Raw genomic sequence first — 21,139 nt, forward strand, 5'->3', positions numbered from 1 at the left:
ATCCTCCCGACTCCCGATTACAAAAAAGGGGAAAACCGTGTCGAGTTCTGGTTCGATTTTGGGGAATTCCGTCGTTCGCGTCGAGGATCCCGGGCTGTTGACCGGCGCAGAGCGCTATTACGACGACTTCACTCCCGAGGGCACCGCCTACGTCACGTTCGTTCGCTCGCCGATGGCCCACGCTTCCATCGAGTCGGTGGACACCAGCGAGGCCGAGGCCATGGACGGTGTGTTGGCGGTGTACACCGGTGAGAACATCGGCCTTCCGGCCACCGCCGGATTCCCGATGCTGCCGGTGTTCGAGCGCCCGCAGATCGCCGGGGAACGGGTTCTGTTCGTGGGCGACATCGTGGCCGCGGTTATCACCGAGACCCGCGAGCAGGGCATGGACGCCGCTGAGGCGGTGTTCGTGGACTACGACCCTCTGCCGGCCAACGCCAACCCCGAGAAGGCACTGGCTGAGGGCGCCGAGGTGCTCTGGCCCCAGAACGAGGGCGGCAATCTGGCCTTCCACACCGAACTGGGCGAAGACGACGGGCTGGCCGAGGCGGCCCACGTGGCCGAGGTGAAGATGGAGAGCCAGCGGCTGGCCGCGGTGCCCATGGAGCCCAACGGCATTTTGGTGGAACCCGGCACCCCCGATGGCGGCATGACCGTCACCTTTCCCAGCCAGGCACCGATCGGCCTCAAGGACGGATTCGCCGGCCTGTTCGGCCTCGATGGCGACAGTGTGCGGCTGATCGCCCCCGCGGTGGGCGGCGGCTTCGGGGCCAAGACCGGCCTTTATCCCGAGTACCTGGTGGCAGCCAAGGCCGCCTTGGAGCTGGGCCGACCGGTGAAGTGGACCGAGTCGCGCTCCGAAGACATGGTGTCGCTGGTGCAGGGCCGGGGTCACATCCTCACCGCCAAGATGGGGTTCGACGGCGATGGCCGCATCACCGGATTGAACCTGCACTGCTTGGCCGACTCCGGGGCCTATCCCGCCATCGGCAGCTTCTTGCCCATCCTCACCCAGACCATGGCCCAGGGCGTGTACCAGATCCCCAAGGTCAGGTTCGTGGGCGACGCGGTGGTCACCAACACCACCCAGATCGCGGCCTACCGGGGTGCCGGTCGTCCCGAGGCCACCCAGATTCTGGAGCGGGTGCTAGACGTGGGGGCTGACGAGCTGGGCATCGACCCCGCCGAGATCCGCCGGCGCAACTTCATCGGCGCCGACCAGTTCCCCTACGCCACCGTCACCGGCGCCAACTACGACTCCGGGGAGTACGAGAAGGCGCTGGACGCCGCGCTGGAAGCTTCCGGCTATGGCGATCTGCGAGCCGAGCAGGCCGCCCGGAGGGACTCCGGCGACTCCAAGCTGCTGGGCGTCGGCGTGTCGGCTTACGTAGAGATCACCGCTCCGCTGGGCCTGCACACCGAGTACGGCCGGGTGGACGTGCTGAGCGACGGCACCGCCGAGATCCGAGTGGGCACCAGTGCCCACGGCCAGGGCCACGAGACGGCATTCTCGATGATCGTCAGCGATCTGTTGGGCGTGCCCATGGAGAACATCAAGCTCATCCAGTCGGACACTGCCGAGATCCCAAGGGGCGCGGGCACCCTGGGCTCCCGCTCGCTTCAGACCGCGGGCAGCGCGGTGTTCAAGGCCAGCGAAGAGGTGCTGGCCCAGGCCAAGGAGCTGGCCGCCCAGCAACTGGAGGCCAGCGCGGATGACATCGTGGTGGGCGAAGGCGGCCTGCACGTGGCCGGTGTGCCCGCTCAGGCCGCGTCGTGGGCCGATCTGGCCTCGGCCGCCGACGGCGGGGTGATCACCCACGAACTCGACTTCGACCAGGGCGGGGCCACCTTCCCGTTCGGGGCCCACGTGGCCGTGGTGGAGGTGGACACCGAGACCGGCGGGGTGGAGCTCCTGCGCCACGTGGCGGTGGACGACTGCGGCACCATCATGAACCCGCTGCTGGTGGCCGGCCAGCAGCACGGCGGCGTGGCCCAGGGTGCGGCCCAGGCGCTGTTCGAGTGGGTGCAGTACGACGAGGACGCCAATCCCCGCACCGCCAATTTGGCCGACTACCTCATGCCCAGCGCGGCCGAGCTGCCCAGCTTCGAGGTGAGCAACACCGAGACGGCCAGCCCGATGAACCCGCTGGGAGCCAAGGGCATCGGCGAGTCGGGCACCATCGGCTCCACCCCGGCCATCCACAACGCGGTGATCGACGCCGTGTCGCACCTGGGCGTGGCCCACATCGACATGCCCACCACCCCCGAGCGCATCTGGCAGGCCCTGGCCGCCAGCTAGCCAGCCCCGGCCTTTGGCCGGGCTCAGTCGAAGTCCAGGCCCAGCAGCTTGATGGCGTTGCCGCGGGCGATCTTGTAGACCGCTTCGGGGTCGAGGTGGCCGAACAGGCGGGTGGCCACCTCTTGAGTGTTGGGCCAGGTGCCGTCGGCGTGGGGGTAGTCGGTCTCGAAGGTGATGTTGTCCACCCCCACCCGGTCGAGCAGGTCGATGCCCACGCTGTCTTTGAAGAAGCAGCCGTACACCTGGCGGTAGTAGTAGTACGACGGCGGCTCGGGGATGTTGCGCCGGGCCTGGCTCCACCCTTGGTGGGTCACCCACACGTCGTCGGCCCGCTCCAGGGCGTAGGGGATCCATCCGATCTGGGCCTCGGCGTACATCAGCTTGAGGTCGGGGTAGCGGTGCAGCACGCCGGAGAACAAGAAATCCACCATCGAGGCCGCGCTGTTGCAGAAGATCAGCGAGGCGGTCACCGCATCAGGGGCATCGTCCGCGGTGGACACCGTGCGGGTGCCCGACCCGATGTGCATGCACACCACGGTGCCGGTCTCCGCACAGGCCCCGAAGAACGGGTCCCAGTAGCCGGAGTGAATACTGGGCAGGCCCAGCCAGGTGGGCAGCTCGCTGAACGCCACCGCCCGCACGCCCCGCTCGGCGTTGCGGCGGATCTCGGCGGCGGCCAGCTCGGCATCCCACAACGGCACCAGGCACAACGGGATCAGCCGTCCCCCGGAGTCGCCACACCACTCCTCCACCATCCAGTCGTTGTAGGCCTGCACGCACAGAAGCGACAGATCCTTGTCTTGGCGCTCGTTGAAGAGCTGGCCGCAGAAGCGGGGGTAGTTGGGGAAGCACAGCGATGCGTCGGTGTGGTTCATCTCCATGTCGTCGATGCGGGCCTGGGGCTGCCAGCAGCCGGGGCGCATCTCGTCGTAGGTGATGCCGTCGGTGGACAGCTCGTCGTAGGCATAGCCGGCTGCCGCGATGAGCCGCTTCACCGAGTAGGTGTGGTCCTCGTACAGCCACCAGGCCACGTCGCGGCCCTCGGTGCCGGGGCGCTCCCTGTACGTGCCTCCGTCGAGAACCACCTCGCCCTGAGGCAGGTACTCGATCCGGGGGCCGACGTCTTGGTACTTGGCCGGCAGCCGGCTCGTCCACAGGTGCGGCGGCTCCACCACATGGTCGTCCACGCTGATGATGCGGGGCATCTCGGTTGTGGCCGGGGTCTCGGGGGCCATGGTCATGCTGGGGTCCACACCGGTGTCTCAGGCATCTTGGCGGCACTCAATGCGGCCAGCACTCGGTCGACGAACTCCGGGACCAGCACATCGAGGTGCGCATTGTTGAACGCCCGGCGGTGGATCACGTCGGCGCCCTTGAAGGCCAACAGGTCGGCGATCTGGTCGATGCAGTTGCCCGGATACCACTTGTAGGTGGCGAACGCGGCCACCGGCTTGTGGTGCAGCGATGGCAGGGTCATCAGCTTGGCCGTGCCGCCGGGGCGGTGCCCGAACAGCACCAGTCCGTCCACCCAGGTACCCACAGCCAGCAGGTCGGCTTCGGCGATCTCGGTGAGCTTCAGCCCGTGCACCGGACGCACTGCCACCTCGTAGCCGGCCCCCCGCAGCTCCCCGCCGATCATCTCCGCCGCCCGCTGGGTATTCCCCGTGCGGCTTTCGAAGATCACCACTGCCTTCATCGCTGAATCCTCATGGCTTGACTTCTAGCAGCTACGCCTCCCAAGTGCCACGATGGTGAGATGGGCAAGTACGGGTACTACGTGATCGACGCCGACGGGCACGGGGGTGAGCCGCCCCAGTGGCGCCATGGGATCAGCGCTGAGTGGCGGCCCCAGATGGTGGAGTACGTGGCCAAGATGAAGGAGATCTACGGCGACCTGCCGGGGACCGGATCGCCGGTACACACCGAGGACGACCAGAACTACGGCGAATACGCTGCTGGCGAGCTGGATTTCGAGACGCCGCTTCAGCGGGAGGGCATGGCGGTGCCCGGTCCCCGGATGACCGACATGGACCTCGAGGGCATCGACGTGACCGTGATGTTCCCGCCGGGATCGGGCGAGGAGTGGGCGCTGGGCGATCCAGGCTTTGCCGACGAGCTGTGCCGGCTACTGAATGACGCCCGAGCCACTTATGCGTCCTACGACCCCGCCCGCTTGAAGCTGGTGGCCAAGCTGCCCCTGATCGACCCGGAGCGGGCCGCCGCCGAGCTGGATCGGTGCTTTACCCAGTATCCCGACGTGTTTGTGGGCATGGTTACCGCTCAGCACGTGTTGGATCGCAACCTGAACCACCCGGCCCTCGACGCAGTGTGGGAGGTGGCCGACAGCCATAGCGCCGCGGTGTGTGTACACGGCGGGGGCCAGGCCCCCGACCAAGTTCCGATCGTTTTGGACCGCTACAACACCCGGCTGGAAAAGCACGCCGTGACCCACCCATTCGGGGCCATGCTGGCCACGATGAACTTCACGGTGGGCGGGATACTGCACCGTTTCCCCAACATGCGGGTGGGCATCATGGAGGCCGGCTGCGGCTGGCTGCCGTTCTGGCTGGAGCGCCTGGATGAGGAGTACGAGCTGATGCCCGACCAGGCCCCCGTTCTGGACCGCAAGCCGTCGGAGTATTTCTTATCGGGACGGTGCTTCGTGGGCGTGGAGTCGACCGAGTCGGCCCTGCCCTACGTGATGGACCAGGTGGGCGACGACATCCTGTGCTACTCGTCGGACTACTGCCACTGGGACTGCGACTTCCCCCACTCGGTGAAGCTGCTGGTGGAGCGCGACGACCTCAGCGACGAGCGCAAGCGCAAGATCCTGACCGACAACCCGGCCAAGCTGTTCGGGATCCCCGTTCCTTCGTAGGTGGTACACACGCGTCCGGGCGGCGGGTCCTGTCGCTCTACGGCGGCCTGGCTGTCGGAGCAGCCAGGTCCGCCTCCGGCGCCACCCCCCGCCCTCGGTTTACTGTCCCATCGCTGAAGAAAATTTGTGGGGTCTGTTAAGGAATCTCGGCATGGAGCATTCGGTGGGTGAAATATATTGAAAATAGTTGTAAGCAAACTGTCACTACCGTCGGTATCTTGGTGGCATGTGCAGTCCTTCGGCACCTTCAACTGGCAGAGAACTGGACAACGACCAGACACCGGGTGGTGCCACTGGCAGCGGGGGGACCTTTACGGACGCAGCGCGAATATGTGACATCGATGAGCGAGCCGAGCCGTGGTTCGTCTCCTGCCGATGGCTGGGCGGCGCCGCCAATGCGTACTGCGGTTCAAAGCGGATGAACGATGTGGCGAGCCGCACACCGAAACCCTGGCGACGCAGGGACTGCAGCAAGCACTTTGCTGTGCGGGGGGCTCCGATCACCTACTGCAGCAATATCGCGCGGTCGAATTGGATGATCGCCATTTGCCTGTGCAGCATTCATTTGAAAGGCACGTCGCCCATAAGGATTCATAAGGGCTTGAGGTTCAGCCAGAAGTCTGCGTGGTGCATGGCCTTCCACATTCCGCGAGTGTGGTTGCTGACGTGTGATGGCCCCTTCGTCGGCATGGTCGATGCCGGAGACTGCTACTCGGGCGGCAAGGAGTCGAACCACCACAGGGCCCAGAAGCTGAACACCCGGCGCGGCACGGTTCGCAAAGTTGCGGGGACAGAAGCCAAGGGCACTACAGCCAGCGAAGTCCTCGTTGAGGTCATGGGTCACGCCGATGAGCGGTCGCTGACCAGCATTGTCTCCAGTGAAGCCCAGTCCGGCGCTACGGTGTTCACCAATGAGTGGCAGGCGTACAACCGGCTAAGGAAAATGGGCTATAAACACCGATCTGTGGCCCGTATCGCAGGCCAGCAGATGGACGGGATGGCCCGCCCAAGCGGTTTCGGGGCAGCTTGGGCGAGCATAGAGCGCTGGGACCAGCGTACATCCCCCAACATGTCGTCGGAGCATGTGAACCATTGCGTTAACAGGCTTAAAGGCAGGAACAACATTAGGGCGATGAAACTAGGGGGCCGTACTGCTAGGCAGATGGAGGACGAGCGACTCACTCATAGGGAACTGGTCGCGAACGAATTACGAGAGAAGAGTATGAGGGAGGCGGCAATATGATTGAGCAAGAAGTCAGGCTGAAGATAGACCAAATGCTGAGAAACAGCGGGTGGATAATCGACCCTGAACACGCGGAGAGGAACGTATACGTAGAAAATGCGTTAAAGCCAAAACTTACGCGACTCGCCGCAGAACGACTGGGCAACAAGAAACCGGATTATACCTTCTTTCATAGGGGCAGACCGATCGCGGTTCTTGAGGCCAAGAAGGAAGGGGCTACTTTAGATAAAGCCTTGGCTCAAGGGGTAGAATATGCCGAGAAGCTAGAAGCAAATATAGTTTTCGCTTTCAACGGGCGAAAGCTGCAATCTCTTCATATACCTACGCGTAACTCACTTTACTACAACGACATGGAAGTGTCATCTTTTCCACAGCCGGACAAGTTAGCACAATACCATGACGAGAATTCAAATAAGATTCGTAGTGCATCAGAGCAAGTAATCACCTCCAGAGATCAATTGATAAGTCTGATCTCGACTTGGAACGATCTTCTGAGAAGTTCGGGGATGAGAAGTGGTGTAGAGCGATTCACTGAATTTGCTAATATTCTGTTTCTGAAACTGCTGAGCGAAGCAGAGTCTGATGATGGATTATGGGGCAATCTTCTGAAGCAGGATGAGCACAGAATTGTCTCTTATGTCAACGGCTTTGTGATCAAGCAGCTGGAAGATCGGTACGGAAGTGAGGTTATTTCTGAAACAAAAATCGCCGATGGAAGGGTTTTGCGGCGAATCGTATTGGAACTGAACTCCCTAAGCCTATCAAGTGTTGATGAAGACGTGAAAGGCTTAGCATTCGAGCATTTCATCCAAAAGACAACCACTCAGAACGACCTTGGAGAGTACTTCACGCCCCGGCATATTGTCAGATTCATGGTAAAACTTGTTGATCCTGAATTCGGACATACAGTGTTTGATCCGTTCTGCGGCACTGGCGGATTTCTGGTTGAATCTTACAGACACCTCAGCCAGAAATCTGGCAGATCACCCACGAACACTGAGATATTGCAGACCAAGACCATCTTTGGCCAGGAAATCACCAGCAACGCGCGGATAGCCAAGATGAATATGATTTTGTTTGGGGACGGCCACTCTGGAGTGACACAAACCAACAGCATAACGAATTCTCCAGAAAGGGAATACAATGTAGTCCTATCCAACATCCCATTCTCGCAGAAACTTCCAGATGATGAGATACGCATGGTGGACAGCAGTGCTTTAGACGCTGACGAGGCTTGTCTTTTGCGATGCTTCAATTCTCTATCAGACGGAGGCAGTATGGCAGTGGTTATACCCGAAGGGCTTGTGGTTAAACAGGAATCATAGGGATCTCTGGATAAGACTATTTAGGGAATCAAGAGTTCGAGTCATTGCCAGTTTGCCGAGAGGCTGCTTCGCGCCGTACACCGAGGCAGCAACTAGAATGGTGTATTTGACAGACAAGAATATCTCCCATACTGACTGGTTCTATTATGCAGGTATAGTCAACGACGGGTACACAGATATTAGATTCGATACTTCTCCAGAGAAAATCGACGATCTGCAGAATCTTCTCTTCTTTTATTCAAACAATAGTGAACCTGTACAAATCCAAGACGAACTCAAGCGTCTAATTTCCGTTGTTGAAACTCGTGATTTGGACAACGTGTTTGCTGCGCTCACCAATTCGCTTTGGCACGCCCCCGAGGATACCGAATGTACTCTCCTGCGACACGTAGCGGTGTTAGAGAATGGAAAGTCGATAACAGAAAACGATGCTTCGCCAGGAAGTATCCCGGTGATCGCAGGTGGAAAGTCGAGTCCCTATACTCACAGCGAGTATACACACAAGGGCAACGTTTTTACCGTTAGTAAGAGCGGTGCATACTCTGGCTATGTCTGGTGGCATAGTGGCCCGATATGGGCATCTGACAGCATCGTAATACGTAGTAAAGATGAGTCTGAGTACTTAACTTCTTATCTGTACGCCTGTGTCAAGAGCCGTCAGAATGAGATCTATACTAGGCAACAGGGGACGGGCCAGCCACATATCTACCGGAATCACATAGAAGCAATTCCCATTCCTGCTATACCTATTGAAAATCAAAGGGAACTTGTTAGGGATTATTTGGATGCACTAGCAGAATATGAAGCGCAGAAGGAATTACTGGATACAGAGCATGAGAGACTTCTTAATGCGGTCAGAGTGACATAATATTGGATAGACTTATACACCTAATTAGACAGGGTATGGGTTTGTGACCAGGCGTTATGCTATTACTAGCGCGGGACCTATATACAGAACTAGACAAACCGTGAGTTAGGCCGCGATTTGGTAGTGGCCGGGCGTCCGAAGTCTCCGTAGTGTGGTCCACTCGTAGTAGGGCGCTCGGCCATTTCCGCGTGCTGGCTCGGATCGGATATTTGGAGTCTTCGGGCCGATCTCCGTATTACTGATAGGGACCACACAAATTTCCTATCCGGAGACTTGAAATGAACAGAAACCCACTGAAAATAAACTGTCACAGGTGCGTGGTAACGTGGCGTCCCATGAGCGAGTCACGAAAGCGCCACACAGAGCCGGGACGGGCCGACCGCGACGGCATCTCGTATATCGAGTTCTTCAAGCGGTTCCCCGATGACCTAGCCGCCGAGGCGTGGTTCGAGGAGCAGCGCTGGCCCAACGGCACGGCCTGTCCCAAGTGCGGGAGCATCGACGTGGCGAGGGTGAAGTCCCGCAGGCCCATGCCCTGGCGGTGCCGGGATTGCCGGGGCTACTTCTCGGTGCGCTACGGGACTGTCATGCAGTCATCCCGGCTCGGCCTCCAGGTGTGGCTCCTGGCCATCTACCTGCTCTCCACCGGGCTGAAGGGCACCAGCAGCCTCAAGCTGCGCCGGGACCTCGGCGTGACCCAGAAGACCGCCTGGTACCTGGCCCACCGGATCCGCGAGGCCATGAGGATCGAGGACTTCGACTTCTGCGGACCCATCGAGATCGATGAGGCGTACTTCGGCGGCAAGGAGAAGAACAAGCACCGCCACAAGCGCATGAAGGCCGCTGGCGGCACCGTCGGGAAGATGATCGTGCTGGGCATCAAGGACCGCTGCTCCAACCGCGTGTCGGTGAGGGTCATCCCCAACACGAAGGCGGTCACGTTCATGGCGATGGTTTCCGACCACGCCGCCCCCGGCACCGAGGTCTTCTCCGACGAGCACCGCAGCTACCTCCGCCTCCCCAAGCTGGGCTACAAGCACTCGTCGGTTCGGCACAAGGTCGGCCAGTACGTGGACGGCCTGGCCCACACCAACGGGATCGAGTCGCACTGGGCCAACATGAAGCGCGGCTACCACGGCACCTACCACCAGATGTCGTGGGAGCACCTCCAGCGGTACGCCGACGAGTTCTCCCACCGCCACAACGTCAGATCGATGGACACCGGGGACCAGATGGCCGACATGGTCGCTAGGATGGACCACAAGACCCTCCCCTACAAGGAGCTGATCGCCAATGGAACACGGGCCAGAAGAGCAGCCGACCGAGGATGAGCTGGGGGAGCTTGCCAAGGCCCTGTTCAAGCTCCCGCCCGATGCGGTGGATACGTCTGACCTCGAAGAACAGGGCGAGCCACCCCACTAAACTGTCTCTGTGAAAGCGAAATTTACGGGTCTGGAAGATCTGGAGTGCCAGCGGCGCGAGGAGGAAATCGCGACGTTCAGCGCTGTGGCATCCGATGAGCGGATACCCCTCCAGGATCGAGTCAACTCCCAATACCTGGCCGAGGTGCTGCGGGGGGAGAGGGATCCCGCCGACTTTGAAGTTCTACTTGGAGTAGGGGAACCCGCGTATAGCGCGTAGGTGATTCTCCAGGATCATCCTCTGGGTGTTGTCCCCCTCCTCGGCCATAGCCCGCTCAAGCAGCTTCCCCACGGCCTTGTACAGATAGTCCAGCCTCGTCTGCTCGTCAACCCTCATTACCATGTCTTCGCGTTCTTGCTCCATACCCGGTTGCTAACACGCTGAATTAGCCATAGGCAATTCTCACGGGAGGCCCCAGCACCGGCTCGCCCCACACTCAACCAGGGGGCTATAGTCGCCAACGTCGTGGAGTGCAGCGCCTTTGCGCGGCACAGCCGAAACAGAAGCGGAGGGTCCGCCTTGCGCGGTCCCCTTCGGTTCGGCTGTGCCTGCACTCCACGACAGAGGCAGATTCACCGACCGAAGGGGGCCACCCGAATGGGGCCGTTCCGTGTTCCCGCAGCCGTGGCGCTGCTGGTGACCGCAGCGCTCTCCCCCGGCTACGGCACAGCCGACGACGGATACCCCGACAGAGACGGGCTGATCCAGATGGTCGAGGATCGGGACGAGCTGATCCGCCAGCAGGAGGATCTGCTCAATTCCTACCGATGCCTGTTCGACGTGGACACCCATATAGTTCCGGGCGGGTGTGCCCCTGAGCCGACCCCTGCGGTGTTCCCCAACGACCACGTCCTCGACGGATGGGAGGCCGCATTCGTGACCTGCCACTGGGCACCCATCGGCACTGGGCGGGCTACGACGTGGCACCTGGTGATGCTGGCGACGGTCGCAGCGGATGAGCCGAGGCCGTGGGAGCGGTGGCACGGCCTCGATGTGGAGTGGAGTGCGCGCGGGGATGGGCACGAGGTGTCGGAGGGTCCCATCCCGCTATCGCTGGGCAGAAGCGACTTCCCCAACGGCGGACGTACCCTGGAGCTGTACTACGAGCTTCCCGTGTACGGCCACTACGAGAGCGAGAGCATCGCAGACGAGTACAGCGCCCACGAATCGGGCGGAGAGGTGCCCCTTGTGTGGTACCTGCTGGACGGCGGGGAGCGGATCCCGATTGACGAGCCGGATCTGGATGCCGAGTGGGAGTGCGGCCTGGTCTACGACAGCCTCCTGACGTATGAGCAATGGGGAGCGCGCTCCACTTTCATCAACGTGTGCGTGAACAACGACGGGCGGGATTCAGATGAGTGCCTGGCCGAGGCGCGCTCGGATAGCGGATCCCTGGACTGGAGCCGCTGGGACTACTCCAACATATGCGGGTATCAGAGGTGCTGAGAGGGGCTACGGAAGCCCTTTCTTTTGGGATGTCCGGGGCGACAGCCGTATCCTGATGTATGACCAATACGAATTACGGCCAAACGGTGTACGAACGGGATGACGGCAGGACTGGGGTCCGGCGGTTCGGGGCGGACAGAGACTCCAAGGTGTTTGACCGGCGCAACGATGCCATTGACTACGCCGTGAAGCGGCAGAACGAAGAGGGCGGGTCGCTCAACATCCTGGATGACGACAGCGGGCAGTTCGAGGCCCACTAGGCGACCTGGGGTTGTCTAGTTCTGTATATAGGTCCCACTAGCGCCACCGATTCTCTTGAAGGGAGAAAGACACAGTGAATTGGCTCGACTTCACCTTCTGGTGGATTGAATGGCCGTTGAAGGTGACTGTCACTGCGATCTTGGTGACTGCCATATTGCTGTTCTGGAACAACGTCTTGGCACTGGTGTTCCGAGGCACTGCCCTGACTAGGACTACATCGTTGCGGGAGGACGGCACGTACGAATACGTGCCGACTGACGGCATGGGGTATCGCCACGGGTGGCGGGGACAGTTCGGCCAAGGCGGAAAATTCCATCACCTGTTCAAGTGGTACGGATGGTTCTGGTTCAAGAGGGGGTGAATGAGGCCGCTGGTAACGTAGGGGGTATGAGCAACACGACCTTGGCCATGTACGCAACCATGATCTCCATCGCCCTTCCGGTCGTTATCGTGTTCGTCGTCGGCTTGATGCAACAGCATAGACGGCGATGGGACATAAGACGCCGCTTGCTATCTTGGCCCCGTGCCACACGGGATGTTGGGGATTACCGAGGGTCGCGGGTAGCTTGAAGACATGGGACCGGAGCGCGAAAATGCCGTGTTCGACATCTTGAAGATGATGGCTGGGATGCTGACCAACCTGGGCGAGCGCGGATGGAATCGCTGGAGGAGCGCGGCTCGGAACCGGCAGACGGATGATCCATGAAGAGCATCAAGCCGAAAGACATCATAGTAGGAGATGTGATCGGACACCGCGACAAAGAGATGGTGCTGAAGGTCAAGGAAATCGTTTCGGCGAGCGGGCGGACGACGTTCTACGGCACCGACATGGCGGACGGCACTAAGAGCGCCTATTCGTCCGACGACAGGTTGGTTCCCAGGCTTTCAAGATTCGTGCTGATCGAAAGGCGTTCCGACTGAAGTCAGAGATGGTCGCCACTTCGCCCGGTTGCGAGACCAACTCTGCGACCGGTTCGTGGCCGGAGTAGTCCGGAGTAGTACTGCATACCGGCCCACGGTCGCTCAAGCTCGACGACAGCAGCGCCGCTGCCCGTACCTGCTCCCTCTGGGTGCAAGTGGAGTGCCGGGGTCCGTACCTTTTCTCTTGCTACGTTCGGTAGTTCTTCTGAGCTCTCTCGATTAGTTGACTCAGGAGTTCTCTGTGTTCCGAGAGGTCTTCTGGCCGGATGCTCGGCCTATATCCGGTCCTATTCGTATAGGGCAGCGTGTCTAGGCCGGATTCTGCGATCAGGTTGGTCACTTCTTCAGATTGAGAAATGGTGGGGAAATCAAGGTTTACCTGTTTCCTGCGAGGATGCATCTTCACATAGTTCGTGGCAATTCCGCTCTTGTGCAGGCCGATGTAGTGCTTCCGGTATCCGAGTTCAACGCCAGGATCTAGCTCCTGGACCAGCTTGTGGATCTGATCGACGAGAGAGAGCATCTCTGATGAAGACCGTTCGATCCAGTATGACCGGTCAGTTGGCTCCCCAGCGTCCTCTTCATCGGTTCCCAGTGTTGAGTGGTCGAGGACTTTTGTGAATACAAGCGTCATCTCCTCTTCGGAAATCTGGAGCGCGCTCAATTGGATGGCAATGATGGGTATGAACCCGTTGAAAAGGCTGATGACGTTGAAGAACCTGCTAGTGATGTCCTCAGCTACAAGGACGGCGATGTGCTCGTACTGGGGATAGCGACGTCGTTCGGAATCCCAATACTCGATGGTTCGGATGATGTGAGTTTCATCTGTCGCGCCGAGCTGAAGCTCCACCTCGTAGCGGGTTGTGCCATCGGGGTCGGCTAGCAGCATGTCAAGTCGTCCAGAGCGCGGCTGTTGCCGTTCGACATCCCTGACAATGAGTTCTCCCAAATTCAGCAGCGAAGGGTTCTCTGCAATTTGCCTTTGGAGCCACTTCTCGTTCAGCGTCGGGTGGCCCTTCAGAGTGATCTGGGTGTGCGGCCTATAGCGCAAGCGATCCTTCGTTTCCGATTCCATGAGCGAGGAGGATATCTAGTCGCCGTGACAAAGCGCCTTAGTCGGTCCTCGGGCCGAACCAGTCGGGGAGGTCTAGTGGGGGGTGGGGGAGTTCGGTGATGCCGCGTTCTTCGAGGATGGCGGCGTGCTCGGCTTTGTCGGCGGGGGCGGGGCGGGAGTCGCCGAAGTAGATCTCCAGGATCTCGGCGCCCTCGTCGCTCACTTTGATGGGGCCGAATGTGGCCAGGTGGGGGAGCTTGATGAGGGTTCCGGCCCGGCACACTTCCTCGTCGAAGGTGACCTCGCCGTCGATGACGAATATGAAGTGGTCGCTGTTGTGGCCGTGGCGCTCCAGCACCAGGCCGGGGTCGTAGCGGGTGTGGTACACCGCTCGCTCCTGGGTGAGCTCCATCAGCTTCAGCCAGACCGAGACCCGGCGGCCGTCGGCGTGCTGCTGGCTCTTCACCTCGGCGAAGTCCATGTCTTCGGCGTGGATGTAGGACACCTGGGGTTGTTGTTCGCCCATTATCGGAACATCTTCAGCGACCGGCTGTCGGAAGTGTCCTCAGGCCGCTCGTCGGCTGCCGACTCGATCGGGTTCAGCTCATCGGGCGGGGTGAGGGCCAGGCTGATCGGGGAGTCCAGCTCGAAGGGGTCATGGAGTCCCAGCTCATCGCCGATGTCCCGCAGGGCGGGCAGCACCTCGGTGCCCATCAGCTCGATGCACCGCAGGGAGTCGTCGTGGTTGACATCTCCGTCGTTGCCCCACAGCATGAGGATCGACGGGCGGCAGGTCTCCAGCACCACCCGCAGTTCGGCGATCACCTCATCGGGGGTGCCGGCCACGATCTCCCGAGCGGCCAACTGTTGCTCAAACGGGGCGGCCCGAGAGCCTCGCACCTCGGCGTTGGCCATCTTGGCGTAGTCCAGCCGACGAGCCGACGACCCGTAGCCCGACGGGCTCACCCAGTAGGGGTGGCCGATGCCGGTGAACTCGCCCTGCATCCACATGAACTCCCGGGCGTTCTCGCGGGCCTTGTCGCCGTCCTTTTGCACATGGACCCTCAGCAAATAGCCCCGATTCTCCGGTCCAGGCTCATAGCCCACCGCTCGGGCCGCTTGGTCGTAGATCTCCCACAGCTCTCCGGTGAGGTGCAGGGGCGTGTTGAGCGAGATGTAGGGGTAGCGGTGCTGGGCGGCCCAGCGGATGGTCTCGGCGCTGAACACGCCGGGCACCCAGATGCGGGGATGGGGCTTTTGCAGCACCCGGGCCCAGGGGTTGACCACCCGGTACTGGAAGTGCTCGCCCTCCCAGGAGAACGGCCCGTCGTCGGTCATGGTCTTGACCAGCAGGTCGTGGGCCTCGTTGAACCGCTCCCGGTTGTAGGCCGGGTTGGCGTTGAGGCATACCGACTCCTGCCCTGCCCCCCGCACGATGCCCGAGATGAGGCGGCCCTTGGAGATCATGTCGATCATGGCGATCTCCTCGGCGAACATCAGCGGGCTGTCGTAGGTGGGCAGCGGATTGCCCAACTGCACGATCTTGGCGTTCTCGGTGATGGCGGCCAGGATGCTCGACATCACAGTGATGCGGGCCTGCATGCAGAACGGGGCGTTGTGGTGCTCGTTGACCATTATCCCGTCGAAGCCCACCTGATCGGCCAGCTTGTACTCCTCGATGCGCTCGTTGAACAGGCGGCTGCCCTCTACCGGGTCGTAGTACTTGTTGGAGAACATCACCGAGGTGAAGCCCTCCTTCAGCCCCTCGTCGGCCGGGTAGGCGCTCATGGGCTGCTCGGTGAAATACGACAGGAACATCAGCTATTTCCTCCAGTGATTTGTGCAGTACCGACTGAAGATCCGGTGTCTCCAGTGATGATGGCGGCGAGCGATCCGGTGTCTCCAGTGATGATGGCGGCGAGCGATTCGGGGGCTTCCAGATCGACGGCGTGGCCGCAGTCGGGAACGATCTCCAGACGGGCGTCGGGCAGAGCCTCGACGTAGGCGTGGGCGCACTCCAGGGGGACCACGGCATCGTTGTCGCCCCACACCACCAGGGCGGGGACGGTGACGCCTCCCAGCAGGGGCCGCAGGCGGCGGTTGTACATGTAGGGCTTCCACCCCACCCGGGTGGTCATCTCCCGGTTCATGTCCCACACCAAAAGGGTGTCGTCGCCGAGCGGATGCTCGTCGGGGTTGTCGCCGTTGCTGTGGAAGATGGACTCGAAGGCCTCGGTACTGGAGAAGGCGGCCTCCACATAGTTGGAGTGCGACACCAAGAACTGGTCGTAGATGCGGCCATTTTCGGGCAGCAGCCCCGCTGCTCCCACCAGGACGAGCCGTTTGAGCAGCTCCGGCGCCATGGTGGCCAGCTCAGCCGCCACCCATCCCCCGAAACCGCAGCCCACCAACTCGACTGGCCCGAGGTCCTTGGCCCGCAGCCACTGGCCCACCAACAAGGCCAGGTCCCGGGGATGGCGGGCCCAATCGGGCCGATCTGATCCCTCCGGCCCGCCATAGCCCGGCAAATCCAGCGCATGAACGGTGTAGTGGGCAGCCAGGGCCTCGTGAACGGGCATCCACCCGGGGTTGCCGAACGAGTGGTGCAGCATCACCAGCGGATCCCCCGACCCCCCGGTGTACTCCCGCATCCCCAGCCCGGCGACAGTGGTCGTCACGGTTTGCATCGCCATGACGCTATACCGCTCGCGCCATCAGCCGCCGGGGTTGGCGGGGAGGTGGTCGAATTCTCCGGTGGGGCGGGTGCGGGTGTACTCCTCGACGATGGGGCGAAGTTGGGTGGGACTGGCGCCGTGGAGGATGACGCCGTCGCAGCCGAGGTCGAACTGGCCCCGGATCTTCTCGACGCACTGGGCGGGGGTGCCGGTGGCGGCGGGGGCGAGCCACTCATCAGGGATGAGGGTGGCGATGTGCTCGAGCTGCTCGGTGGTGGCCACCTGATCGATGGCGCCTTGGAAGTTGGCCACCAGCTCGTCGGCGAGGAACCGCTCCAGTGCGGCCTGGTCCCAGTTGTTGGTGCGGGCCATCAGCTCGGGGTAGCCCTGGAGGTAGGTGGCCATGCGGCCCACCGTCTTCTTGAGCCGGATGTTCTCGGGCAAGTGGTCGCCGATGGTGGCAAAGCAACTCCACACCTTGACCGAGGCCGGATCTCGACCTGATTCTTCGGCTGACCGCTTGACGGCGCCCACCACTCGGGCAGTGGTCTCGTCGGTGAAGAACGTGTGCAGCATCACCGCGTCGAAGCAGCGTCCGCCCAAGGCCAGGGAGTTGGGGCCGAAGGCGGTCAGGGCCATGGGGATGTGCTCGCTGCTGGCCCCCATGAGGGTCAGCACCGGGTAGTTGCCGATCGGGCCTTCGTGGTTGAAGATGGCCTCGCCTTGCCAGAGACGGCGCATGACGCCCACGAAGTCCTCCATCTGGGCAGTGGTGATGGGAGGCAGGCCGAAGGCTTGGGAGAGGCGGTCGACCCCCCGGCCGAGCCCCAGGCAGAAGCGCCCGCCGGTCAGCTTGTGCATGGTCATGGCGTAGGCCGCGGTCACCACCGGATGGCGGGTGTGGTGGTTAGTGGCCGCGGTGGCGATCCCCATGCTCTCAGCGGCCACCCCTACCGCACCGGAAAGGGTGGCCGCCTCTTTGATGTTGAACCGCTCGCTGATGAATACATTGCCAATGCCCAACTTCTCAGCTTGGCGGACTTCGTCGATCAACTCCCGGGGAGACTCGGGTGCCCCGGCCAGGGTGTAGAAGCCAAGCTCGTTCATCTGGGCCATTTGGGGCTCTCCTCTTGGTTTTGCGGGCGGGTTGCAGGTTAGGCCAAGCCGTTGGTTGAAGCCTTAGCCGGAATGTGTCACCGGGGGTTCCTAGGATGGCGGGCCTATGGAGATTGCCCTCGTCATCGTTGTTGTGGTTCTTGTGGCTGCCCTCGCCCTCGTCGTGGTGCGGGGGCGCCAGTCAGGCAGTGTGGCCGGGGCTGACGACCAGAGAACTCGGGCGGCTCAGCTGGAGGTCCAGCTTGAAGAGAGGGACCGGCAGCTAAGTGAGGTATTGGGCGAGCGCGACGCGGCTCGGGCCGAGAGGGATGAGGTGCGCGGTGAGCGGGAGGCTGCTCTCCGGGAACTGGCCCAGGTGAAAGCTGACCATGAGGCTCGAATCGAAGTGCTGACCGAGGCTCAAAAGCAGTTGGAGACTCAGTTCAAGGGCATCGCCGATGATGTGACCAAGGCCAACAGTGAAGCGTTTCTCAAACAGGCCAAAGCGCAATTCGAAGATCAGAAGAAGTTGGGTGAAGCCGACTTGAAGCAACGCCAGCAGGCCATCGACGAGTTGGTGAAGCCGGTCAAAGAGAACCTGGCGAAGTTCGAGCAGCAGGTCGTCGCCATGGAGAAAGACCGCAAAGGGGCCTACGACGTGCTGCGGAACCAGGTTGGCCAATTGCGGGACACGGCTCAGGGTCTCAGCGAGGCCCTGCGGTCCCCGCAGATGCGAGGGCAGTGGGGGGAGCAACAGCTCCGCAACATCCTGGAATTGTCTGGGTTGAGCGAGCGCATCGATTTCGTCGAGCAGGACACCATCGAGTTAGGCGAAGGCCGGGGAAGACCCGATGCGGTGGTCCACATTCCGGGCGGTCTGGAGGTGGTCATTGATGCCAAGACTCCGTTGAGCTCCTACCTCGACGCGCACCACTCCGATGATGAACAGCGCCAGAGCGAGTTGTTGAACAGCCACGCCAACACGCTTCTGGGCCACGCCAAGACTTTGGGCGACCGGGACTATGCCGCGGCCGTCGATGGGTCGCCCGACTTCGTGGTGATGTTCGTGCCCGCTGAGCCCATTCTGGACGCAGCCATGGACGTGAAGCCCACGCTGTGGGAAGACGCCTGGCAAAAACATCGGGTGCTCATTGCCACTCCTGGCTTGTTGCTGGCTTTCCTCCGGACTGTGGCGGTGGCATGGCAGCAGCAGGATCTTCAGGAAAACGCCCAGAAGATCGCCGACGGGGCGGCCGACCTGTACGACAGCTTGAGGATTTACGCCGGCCATGTTGATGGTGTGGGCAAGGGGCTGAGCCGAGCAGTTGACGCCTACAACAGGAGCATTGGCTCGCTGGAAGGCCGGGTGCTTCCTCGAGCCCGCAAATTTGAAGACTGGGGCGTGGTCGTTGGCGGCAAGCAAATCGAGTCAGCCACCTCAGTAGAGGCGATCGCTCGGCCCGTCGCAGCTCAAGAGTTGGTTGAGGCCACAGCCGAGCCGGCCGCACCGGAACTGACGGAGGCGGAGGGCGACTGAGTGGTTGCTAGCCGCCAGTGAGCAGGCGTGGGGGAATGAGCCACTCCAGTTCGCCGGAGTTGTCGATGTTGAGATTTACACGGGCGATAGCGCCGGTGGGCATGCGCAGTTCGGCCCCCGTCATGTACTCCAGGGTGCTGGACATTGTCGGCTCATGCCCGACCAGCATGAGCACCGGAACCTGCCGGCGACAAGCCAGGGCGACCATGTGATCGACCGAGCCGTAGTAGAGCTCGTCGGCGGTCTCGATCGGACAGGTCCAGTTGCCGGCCGTCACCGCCAGTTCAAGGGTTTGACGGGCCCGAGTCGCCGGTGAGCACAAGACCAAATTAGGAACATGGCCGGCCTCGGCGAGAAAGGTGCCGACGGCGGCTGCTGCCCGGCGGCCCCGTTCGGACAGCGGCCGGTCGAGGTCTTCGGCCCACTCGGCATCCCAATCGGATTTGGCGTGCCTCAAGAAGATGACCGCTGACATGCCGCAATACGCTACGCGTGTGGAGCAGTCGGTGTACGACGCAGTGGGCGGACAGCCGTTCTTCGACCAGCTGGTGGACCGCTTCTACGACGGGGTGGCCGATGACCCGGTGCTCCGGCCCTTGTATCCCGAGGATCTGGGCCCCTCCCGGCATCGACTGGCCGGGTTCTTGGCCCAGTATTGGGGCGGGCCCCCGGACTACAGCGCCGAGCGAGGCCATCCTCGGCTGCGAATGCGCCACGCGCCGTTTGAGATCGGCGGTGCCGAGCGGGATGCCTGGATGGGCCATATGCGGGTGTCGCTGGCTGCGGCAGAACTGCCCGAGGAAATCCGCACCGCCATGCTGGACTACTTCGAGTCGGCCGCCACCCACCTCATCAACAAGCAGCCGCCCGAGCCGCCTTCTGACTCTCGGAGGCTCCCTCTCAGCTAGCTGACGGCGCCATCGCGACCTGGTCGGCGATGACCGGTGATGGCCGGCTCACCGTTTCCAAGTCGATGCTGTACAGCTCGGCCACGTTGGACAGGGTGAGTTTGCGGCGGTCGGCCTCGCCCACCCCCGCCTCGTCGAACTCCTGGGTGGTGAACTCCCGAGATCGGGGCCAGGTGGCCGCTCCGTGGGGGTAGTCGCTGGACCACATGAAGTGGTCGCTGCCGGTGAACCGCAGGTTGTTCAATCCGATGGGGTCTTCGATGTAGGTGAGGTACACGTTGCGGCGGAAGTACTCCGACGGCTTCATGGTCAGCGTGTCGTCGATCCGGCTCCAAGCGCCGCTGTAGGTCAGGTCGAGCCGCTGCTCCAGCCGGGCGGCGTAGTCGATGCCCCCTTCGGCGGCCACGATCCGCAGGTCGGGATGGCGTTCGAACACCCCAGCAGCGATCAGCTCGGCTGTGGTGTGGGCCAGCTCATCGCGCGCCGCGATCCCGAAGTAGTAGGTGCCCTCCACAGTCACGCCGTATTGGTTGATGGCCTTGGTTTGGTGGCCGCCGAAGATGTGGATGGAGACGGGCATCGACCGCTCGGCGGCAGTGGCCCACAGCGTCTCGTAGCGGTCGGAGAAGAAGCTGTACTCCCGGGTGGCCGGGGGGGAGCTCCAGATGATGGCACCCCGCAGCCCCATGTCACCGCAGCGATTCAGCTCGGCCACCCCCACCTCGACATCCCAGGTGGGGACCATGGCGATACCGATGATCCGGTCGGGGTCGACAGCGCAGAACTCGGCCAGCCAGTCGTTGTACACCTGGATGCAGGCCAGTTGGAGCTCGACATCATCGTATTGCAGAAGCGACAAGCCGGCGGTGGGGTAGACGACGTCGGCCACGGTGTCGTCTACCCACATGTCGGCCAGACGGGTTACCGGATCGTGCCCGCCGGTTGCCCCGACCCAGGCATCGGGATCCTCGGCCAAGAGGGCGTCCACTTCGCCCTGCGTTATCCCGGCATTGCGCGACAGAGTCAGATTCACTCCCCGGCCCATCTCCGGTGCCTCGAAGTACCAGTAGTGGTTGCCAGGATCTTGCACTGCCCGGGGGGCTCGCTCCCTCAGCCGTCGAGGCAACCGCTCCAGCCATAGGTCGCCCGGTTCGACCACATGGGAATCCGATGAAATCAGCACGTCGGCAACAGTACCGGCTCGGGG

General features: G+C 62.0%; 23 protein-coding genes. 13 read left to right on the forward strand and 10 right to left on the reverse strand.

Annotated elements, in window-relative coordinates; genetic code table 11:
- The first annotated feature begins 97 nt into the window (after positions 1-97).
- Entirely contained in the window at positions 98-2,299 is a 2,202-nt protein-coding gene (locus ACOGI7_RS01250) for a xanthine dehydrogenase family protein molybdopterin-binding subunit (RefSeq protein ID WP_419850118.1), read from the forward strand.
- A gap of 23 nt (positions 2,300-2,322) precedes the next feature.
- On the opposite strand, the gene ACOGI7_RS01255 is transcribed toward ACOGI7_RS01250, so the two are convergent.
- Complete coding sequence (locus ACOGI7_RS01255; RefSeq protein WP_419851438.1) at positions 2,323-3,534, reverse strand: amidohydrolase family protein; 1,212 nt, start codon at positions 3,532-3,534, stop codon at positions 2,323-2,325.
- 2 nt (positions 3,535-3,536) lie between these two features.
- Positions 3,537-3,995, reverse strand: coding sequence for a flavodoxin family protein (locus ACOGI7_RS01260; RefSeq protein ID WP_419850119.1), 459 nt, complete (start codon positions 3,993-3,995; stop codon positions 3,537-3,539).
- Between the two features lie 60 nt (positions 3,996-4,055).
- Between ACOGI7_RS01260 and ACOGI7_RS01265 the strand changes: the two genes are divergently transcribed.
- From ACOGI7_RS01265 to ACOGI7_RS01285, 5 genes are all read left to right on the forward strand, one after another.
- The gene (locus tag ACOGI7_RS01265) at positions 4,056-5,177 is read left to right on the forward strand and encodes an amidohydrolase family protein (RefSeq protein ID WP_419850120.1); all 1,122 of its coding nucleotides are present in this window, start codon (positions 4,056-4,058) and stop codon (positions 5,175-5,177) included.
- A gap of 688 nt (positions 5,178-5,865) precedes the next feature.
- Positions 5,866-6,420, forward strand: a complete 555-nt coding sequence (locus ACOGI7_RS01270; RefSeq protein WP_419850121.1) for a transposase — start codon at positions 5,866-5,868, stop codon at positions 6,418-6,420.
- Positions 6,417-7,745, forward strand: a complete 1,329-nt coding sequence (locus tag ACOGI7_RS01275; protein WP_419850122.1) for an N-6 DNA methylase — start codon at positions 6,417-6,419, stop codon at positions 7,743-7,745. The genes ACOGI7_RS01270 and ACOGI7_RS01275 overlap by 4 nt, the downstream gene beginning before the upstream one ends.
- Before the next feature lie 106 nt (positions 7,746-7,851).
- A complete protein-coding gene (locus tag ACOGI7_RS01280; protein ID WP_419850123.1) occupies positions 7,852-8,613 on the forward strand; it encodes a restriction endonuclease subunit S in 762 nt (253 codons plus the stop codon).
- A gap of 335 nt (positions 8,614-8,948) precedes the next feature.
- Complete coding sequence (locus tag ACOGI7_RS01285; protein WP_419850124.1) at positions 8,949-9,944, forward strand: IS1595 family transposase; 996 nt, start codon at positions 8,949-8,951, stop codon at positions 9,942-9,944.
- A 274-nt stretch (positions 9,945-10,218) separates the two neighbouring features.
- Here ACOGI7_RS01285 and ACOGI7_RS01290 read toward each other — a convergent pair whose 3' ends face one another.
- The gene (locus ACOGI7_RS01290) at positions 10,219-10,398 is read right to left on the reverse strand and encodes a hypothetical protein (RefSeq protein ID WP_419850125.1); all 180 of its coding nucleotides are present in this window, start codon (positions 10,396-10,398) and stop codon (positions 10,219-10,221) included.
- A gap of 234 nt (positions 10,399-10,632) precedes the next feature.
- On the opposite strand from ACOGI7_RS01290, the gene ACOGI7_RS01295 reads away from it, so the two are divergent.
- The 5 genes from ACOGI7_RS01295 to ACOGI7_RS01315 all read left to right on the forward strand — a co-directional run bounded on the left by ACOGI7_RS01295 (position 10,633) and on the right by ACOGI7_RS01315 (position 12,663).
- Positions 10,633-11,481: a hypothetical protein gene (locus ACOGI7_RS01295; RefSeq protein ID WP_419850126.1), complete on the forward strand. Its 849-nt coding sequence runs from the start codon at positions 10,633-10,635 to the stop codon at positions 11,479-11,481.
- A gap of 59 nt (positions 11,482-11,540) precedes the next feature.
- Complete coding sequence (locus ACOGI7_RS01300; protein WP_419850127.1) at positions 11,541-11,741, forward strand: DUF2188 domain-containing protein; 201 nt, start codon at positions 11,541-11,543, stop codon at positions 11,739-11,741.
- 74 nt (positions 11,742-11,815) lie between these two features.
- Positions 11,816-12,103 (forward strand): hypothetical protein, encoded by a 288-nt coding sequence (locus ACOGI7_RS01305; protein ID WP_419850128.1) that lies wholly within the window; start codon positions 11,816-11,818, stop codon positions 12,101-12,103.
- Between the two features lie 213 nt (positions 12,104-12,316).
- A complete protein-coding gene (locus ACOGI7_RS01310) occupies positions 12,317-12,448 on the forward strand; it encodes a hypothetical protein (protein WP_419850129.1) in 132 nt (43 codons plus the stop codon).
- A complete protein-coding gene (locus tag ACOGI7_RS01315) occupies positions 12,445-12,663 on the forward strand; it encodes a hypothetical protein (protein WP_419850130.1) in 219 nt (72 codons plus the stop codon). Before ACOGI7_RS01310 ends, ACOGI7_RS01315 begins: the two co-directional genes overlap by 4 nt.
- A 187-nt stretch (positions 12,664-12,850) precedes the next feature.
- Here the strand turns inward: ACOGI7_RS01315 and ACOGI7_RS01320 are convergent, their stop codons facing one another.
- The 5 genes from ACOGI7_RS01320 to ACOGI7_RS01340 are packed head-to-tail and all read right to left on the reverse strand — an operon-like array spanning position 12,851 to position 17,508.
- Positions 12,851-13,738, reverse strand: a complete 888-nt coding sequence (locus ACOGI7_RS01320; protein ID WP_419850131.1) for a hypothetical protein — start codon at positions 13,736-13,738, stop codon at positions 12,851-12,853.
- A 37-nt stretch (positions 13,739-13,775) separates the two neighbouring features.
- A complete protein-coding gene (locus tag ACOGI7_RS01325) occupies positions 13,776-14,243 on the reverse strand; it encodes a cupin domain-containing protein (RefSeq protein WP_419850132.1) in 468 nt (155 codons plus the stop codon).
- Complete coding sequence (locus ACOGI7_RS01330) at positions 14,243-15,535, reverse strand: LLM class flavin-dependent oxidoreductase (protein WP_419850133.1); 1,293 nt, start codon at positions 15,533-15,535, stop codon at positions 14,243-14,245. Before ACOGI7_RS01330 ends, ACOGI7_RS01325 begins: the two co-directional genes overlap by 1 nt.
- Positions 15,535-16,404, reverse strand: coding sequence for an alpha/beta fold hydrolase (locus ACOGI7_RS01335; RefSeq protein ID WP_419850134.1), 870 nt, complete (start codon positions 16,402-16,404; stop codon positions 15,535-15,537). The genes ACOGI7_RS01330 and ACOGI7_RS01335 overlap by 1 nt, the downstream gene beginning before the upstream one ends.
- 27 nt (positions 16,405-16,431) lie before the next feature.
- Positions 16,432-17,508: a TIGR03857 family LLM class F420-dependent oxidoreductase gene (locus ACOGI7_RS01340; protein ID WP_419850135.1), complete on the reverse strand. Its 1,077-nt coding sequence runs from the start codon at positions 17,506-17,508 to the stop codon at positions 16,432-16,434.
- Positions 17,509-17,614: 106 nt separating this feature from the next.
- Between ACOGI7_RS01340 and rmuC the strand changes: the two genes are divergently transcribed.
- Entirely contained in the window at positions 17,615-19,024 is a 1,410-nt protein-coding gene (rmuC, locus tag ACOGI7_RS01345) for a DNA recombination protein RmuC (protein WP_419850136.1), read from the forward strand.
- A 7-nt stretch (positions 19,025-19,031) separates the two neighbouring features.
- Here rmuC and ACOGI7_RS01350 read toward each other — a convergent pair whose 3' ends face one another.
- The gene (locus ACOGI7_RS01350; RefSeq protein WP_419850137.1) at positions 19,032-19,499 is read right to left on the reverse strand and encodes a SixA phosphatase family protein; all 468 of its coding nucleotides are present in this window, start codon (positions 19,497-19,499) and stop codon (positions 19,032-19,034) included.
- A gap of 19 nt (positions 19,500-19,518) precedes the next feature.
- Here ACOGI7_RS01350 and ACOGI7_RS01355 point away from each other — a divergent pair, with 19 nt between their 5' ends.
- Positions 19,519-19,932 (forward strand): globin, encoded by a 414-nt coding sequence (locus ACOGI7_RS01355; protein ID WP_419850138.1) that lies wholly within the window; start codon positions 19,519-19,521, stop codon positions 19,930-19,932.
- Here the strand turns inward: ACOGI7_RS01355 and ACOGI7_RS01360 are convergent.
- Positions 19,925-21,115 (reverse strand): amidohydrolase family protein, encoded by a 1,191-nt coding sequence (locus tag ACOGI7_RS01360; protein ID WP_419850139.1) that lies wholly within the window; start codon positions 21,113-21,115, stop codon positions 19,925-19,927. The genes ACOGI7_RS01355 and ACOGI7_RS01360 overlap by 8 nt on opposite strands.
- Positions 21,116-21,139 lie beyond the last annotated feature (24 nt).

This window comes from Candidatus Poriferisocius sp., from assembly GCF_965204145.1.
Classification (GTDB): Bacteria; Actinomycetota; Acidimicrobiia; order Acidimicrobiales; family Bin134; genus Poriferisocius.

Excerpts from the sequence above, each read along its gene's own strand:
- ACOGI7_RS01255 (WP_419851438.1), bottom strand. The coding sequence starts at position 3,534 with ATGGCCCCCGAGACCCCGGCCACAACCGAGATGCCCCGCATCATCAGC.
- ACOGI7_RS01260 (WP_419850119.1), bottom strand. The coding sequence starts at position 3,995 with ATGAAGGCAGTGGTGATCTTCGAAAGCCGCACGGGGAATACCCAGCGG.
- ACOGI7_RS01265 (WP_419850120.1), top strand. The coding sequence starts at position 4,056 with ATGGGCAAGTACGGGTACTACGTGATCGACGCCGACGGGCACGGGGGT.
- ACOGI7_RS01270 (WP_419850121.1), top strand. The coding sequence starts at position 5,866 with ATGGTCGATGCCGGAGACTGCTACTCGGGCGGCAAGGAGTCGAACCAC.
- ACOGI7_RS01275 (WP_419850122.1), top strand. The coding sequence starts at position 6,417 with ATGATTGAGCAAGAAGTCAGGCTGAAGATAGACCAAATGCTGAGAAAC.
- ACOGI7_RS01285 (WP_419850124.1), top strand. The coding sequence starts at position 8,949 with ATGAGCGAGTCACGAAAGCGCCACACAGAGCCGGGACGGGCCGACCGC.
- ACOGI7_RS01290 (WP_419850125.1), bottom strand. The coding sequence starts at position 10,398 with ATGGAGCAAGAACGCGAAGACATGGTAATGAGGGTTGACGAGCAGACG.
- ACOGI7_RS01295 (WP_419850126.1), top strand. The coding sequence starts at position 10,633 with ATGGGGCCGTTCCGTGTTCCCGCAGCCGTGGCGCTGCTGGTGACCGCA.
- ACOGI7_RS01300 (WP_419850127.1), top strand. The coding sequence starts at position 11,541 with ATGACCAATACGAATTACGGCCAAACGGTGTACGAACGGGATGACGGC.
- ACOGI7_RS01310 (WP_419850129.1), top strand. The coding sequence starts at position 12,317 with ATGGGACCGGAGCGCGAAAATGCCGTGTTCGACATCTTGAAGATGATG.
- ACOGI7_RS01315 (WP_419850130.1), top strand. The coding sequence starts at position 12,445 with ATGAAGAGCATCAAGCCGAAAGACATCATAGTAGGAGATGTGATCGGA.
- ACOGI7_RS01320 (WP_419850131.1), bottom strand. The coding sequence starts at position 13,738 with ATGGAATCGGAAACGAAGGATCGCTTGCGCTATAGGCCGCACACCCAG.
- ACOGI7_RS01325 (WP_419850132.1), bottom strand. The coding sequence starts at position 14,243 with ATGGGCGAACAACAACCCCAGGTGTCCTACATCCACGCCGAAGACATG.
- ACOGI7_RS01330 (WP_419850133.1), bottom strand. The coding sequence starts at position 15,535 with ATGTTCCTGTCGTATTTCACCGAGCAGCCCATGAGCGCCTACCCGGCC.
- ACOGI7_RS01335 (WP_419850134.1), bottom strand. The coding sequence starts at position 16,404 with ATGCAAACCGTGACGACCACTGTCGCCGGGCTGGGGATGCGGGAGTAC.
- ACOGI7_RS01340 (WP_419850135.1), bottom strand. The coding sequence starts at position 17,508 with ATGGCCCAGATGAACGAGCTTGGCTTCTACACCCTGGCCGGGGCACCC.
- rmuC (WP_419850136.1), top strand. The coding sequence starts at position 17,615 with ATGGAGATTGCCCTCGTCATCGTTGTTGTGGTTCTTGTGGCTGCCCTC.
- ACOGI7_RS01350 (WP_419850137.1), bottom strand. The coding sequence starts at position 19,499 with ATGTCAGCGGTCATCTTCTTGAGGCACGCCAAATCCGATTGGGATGCC.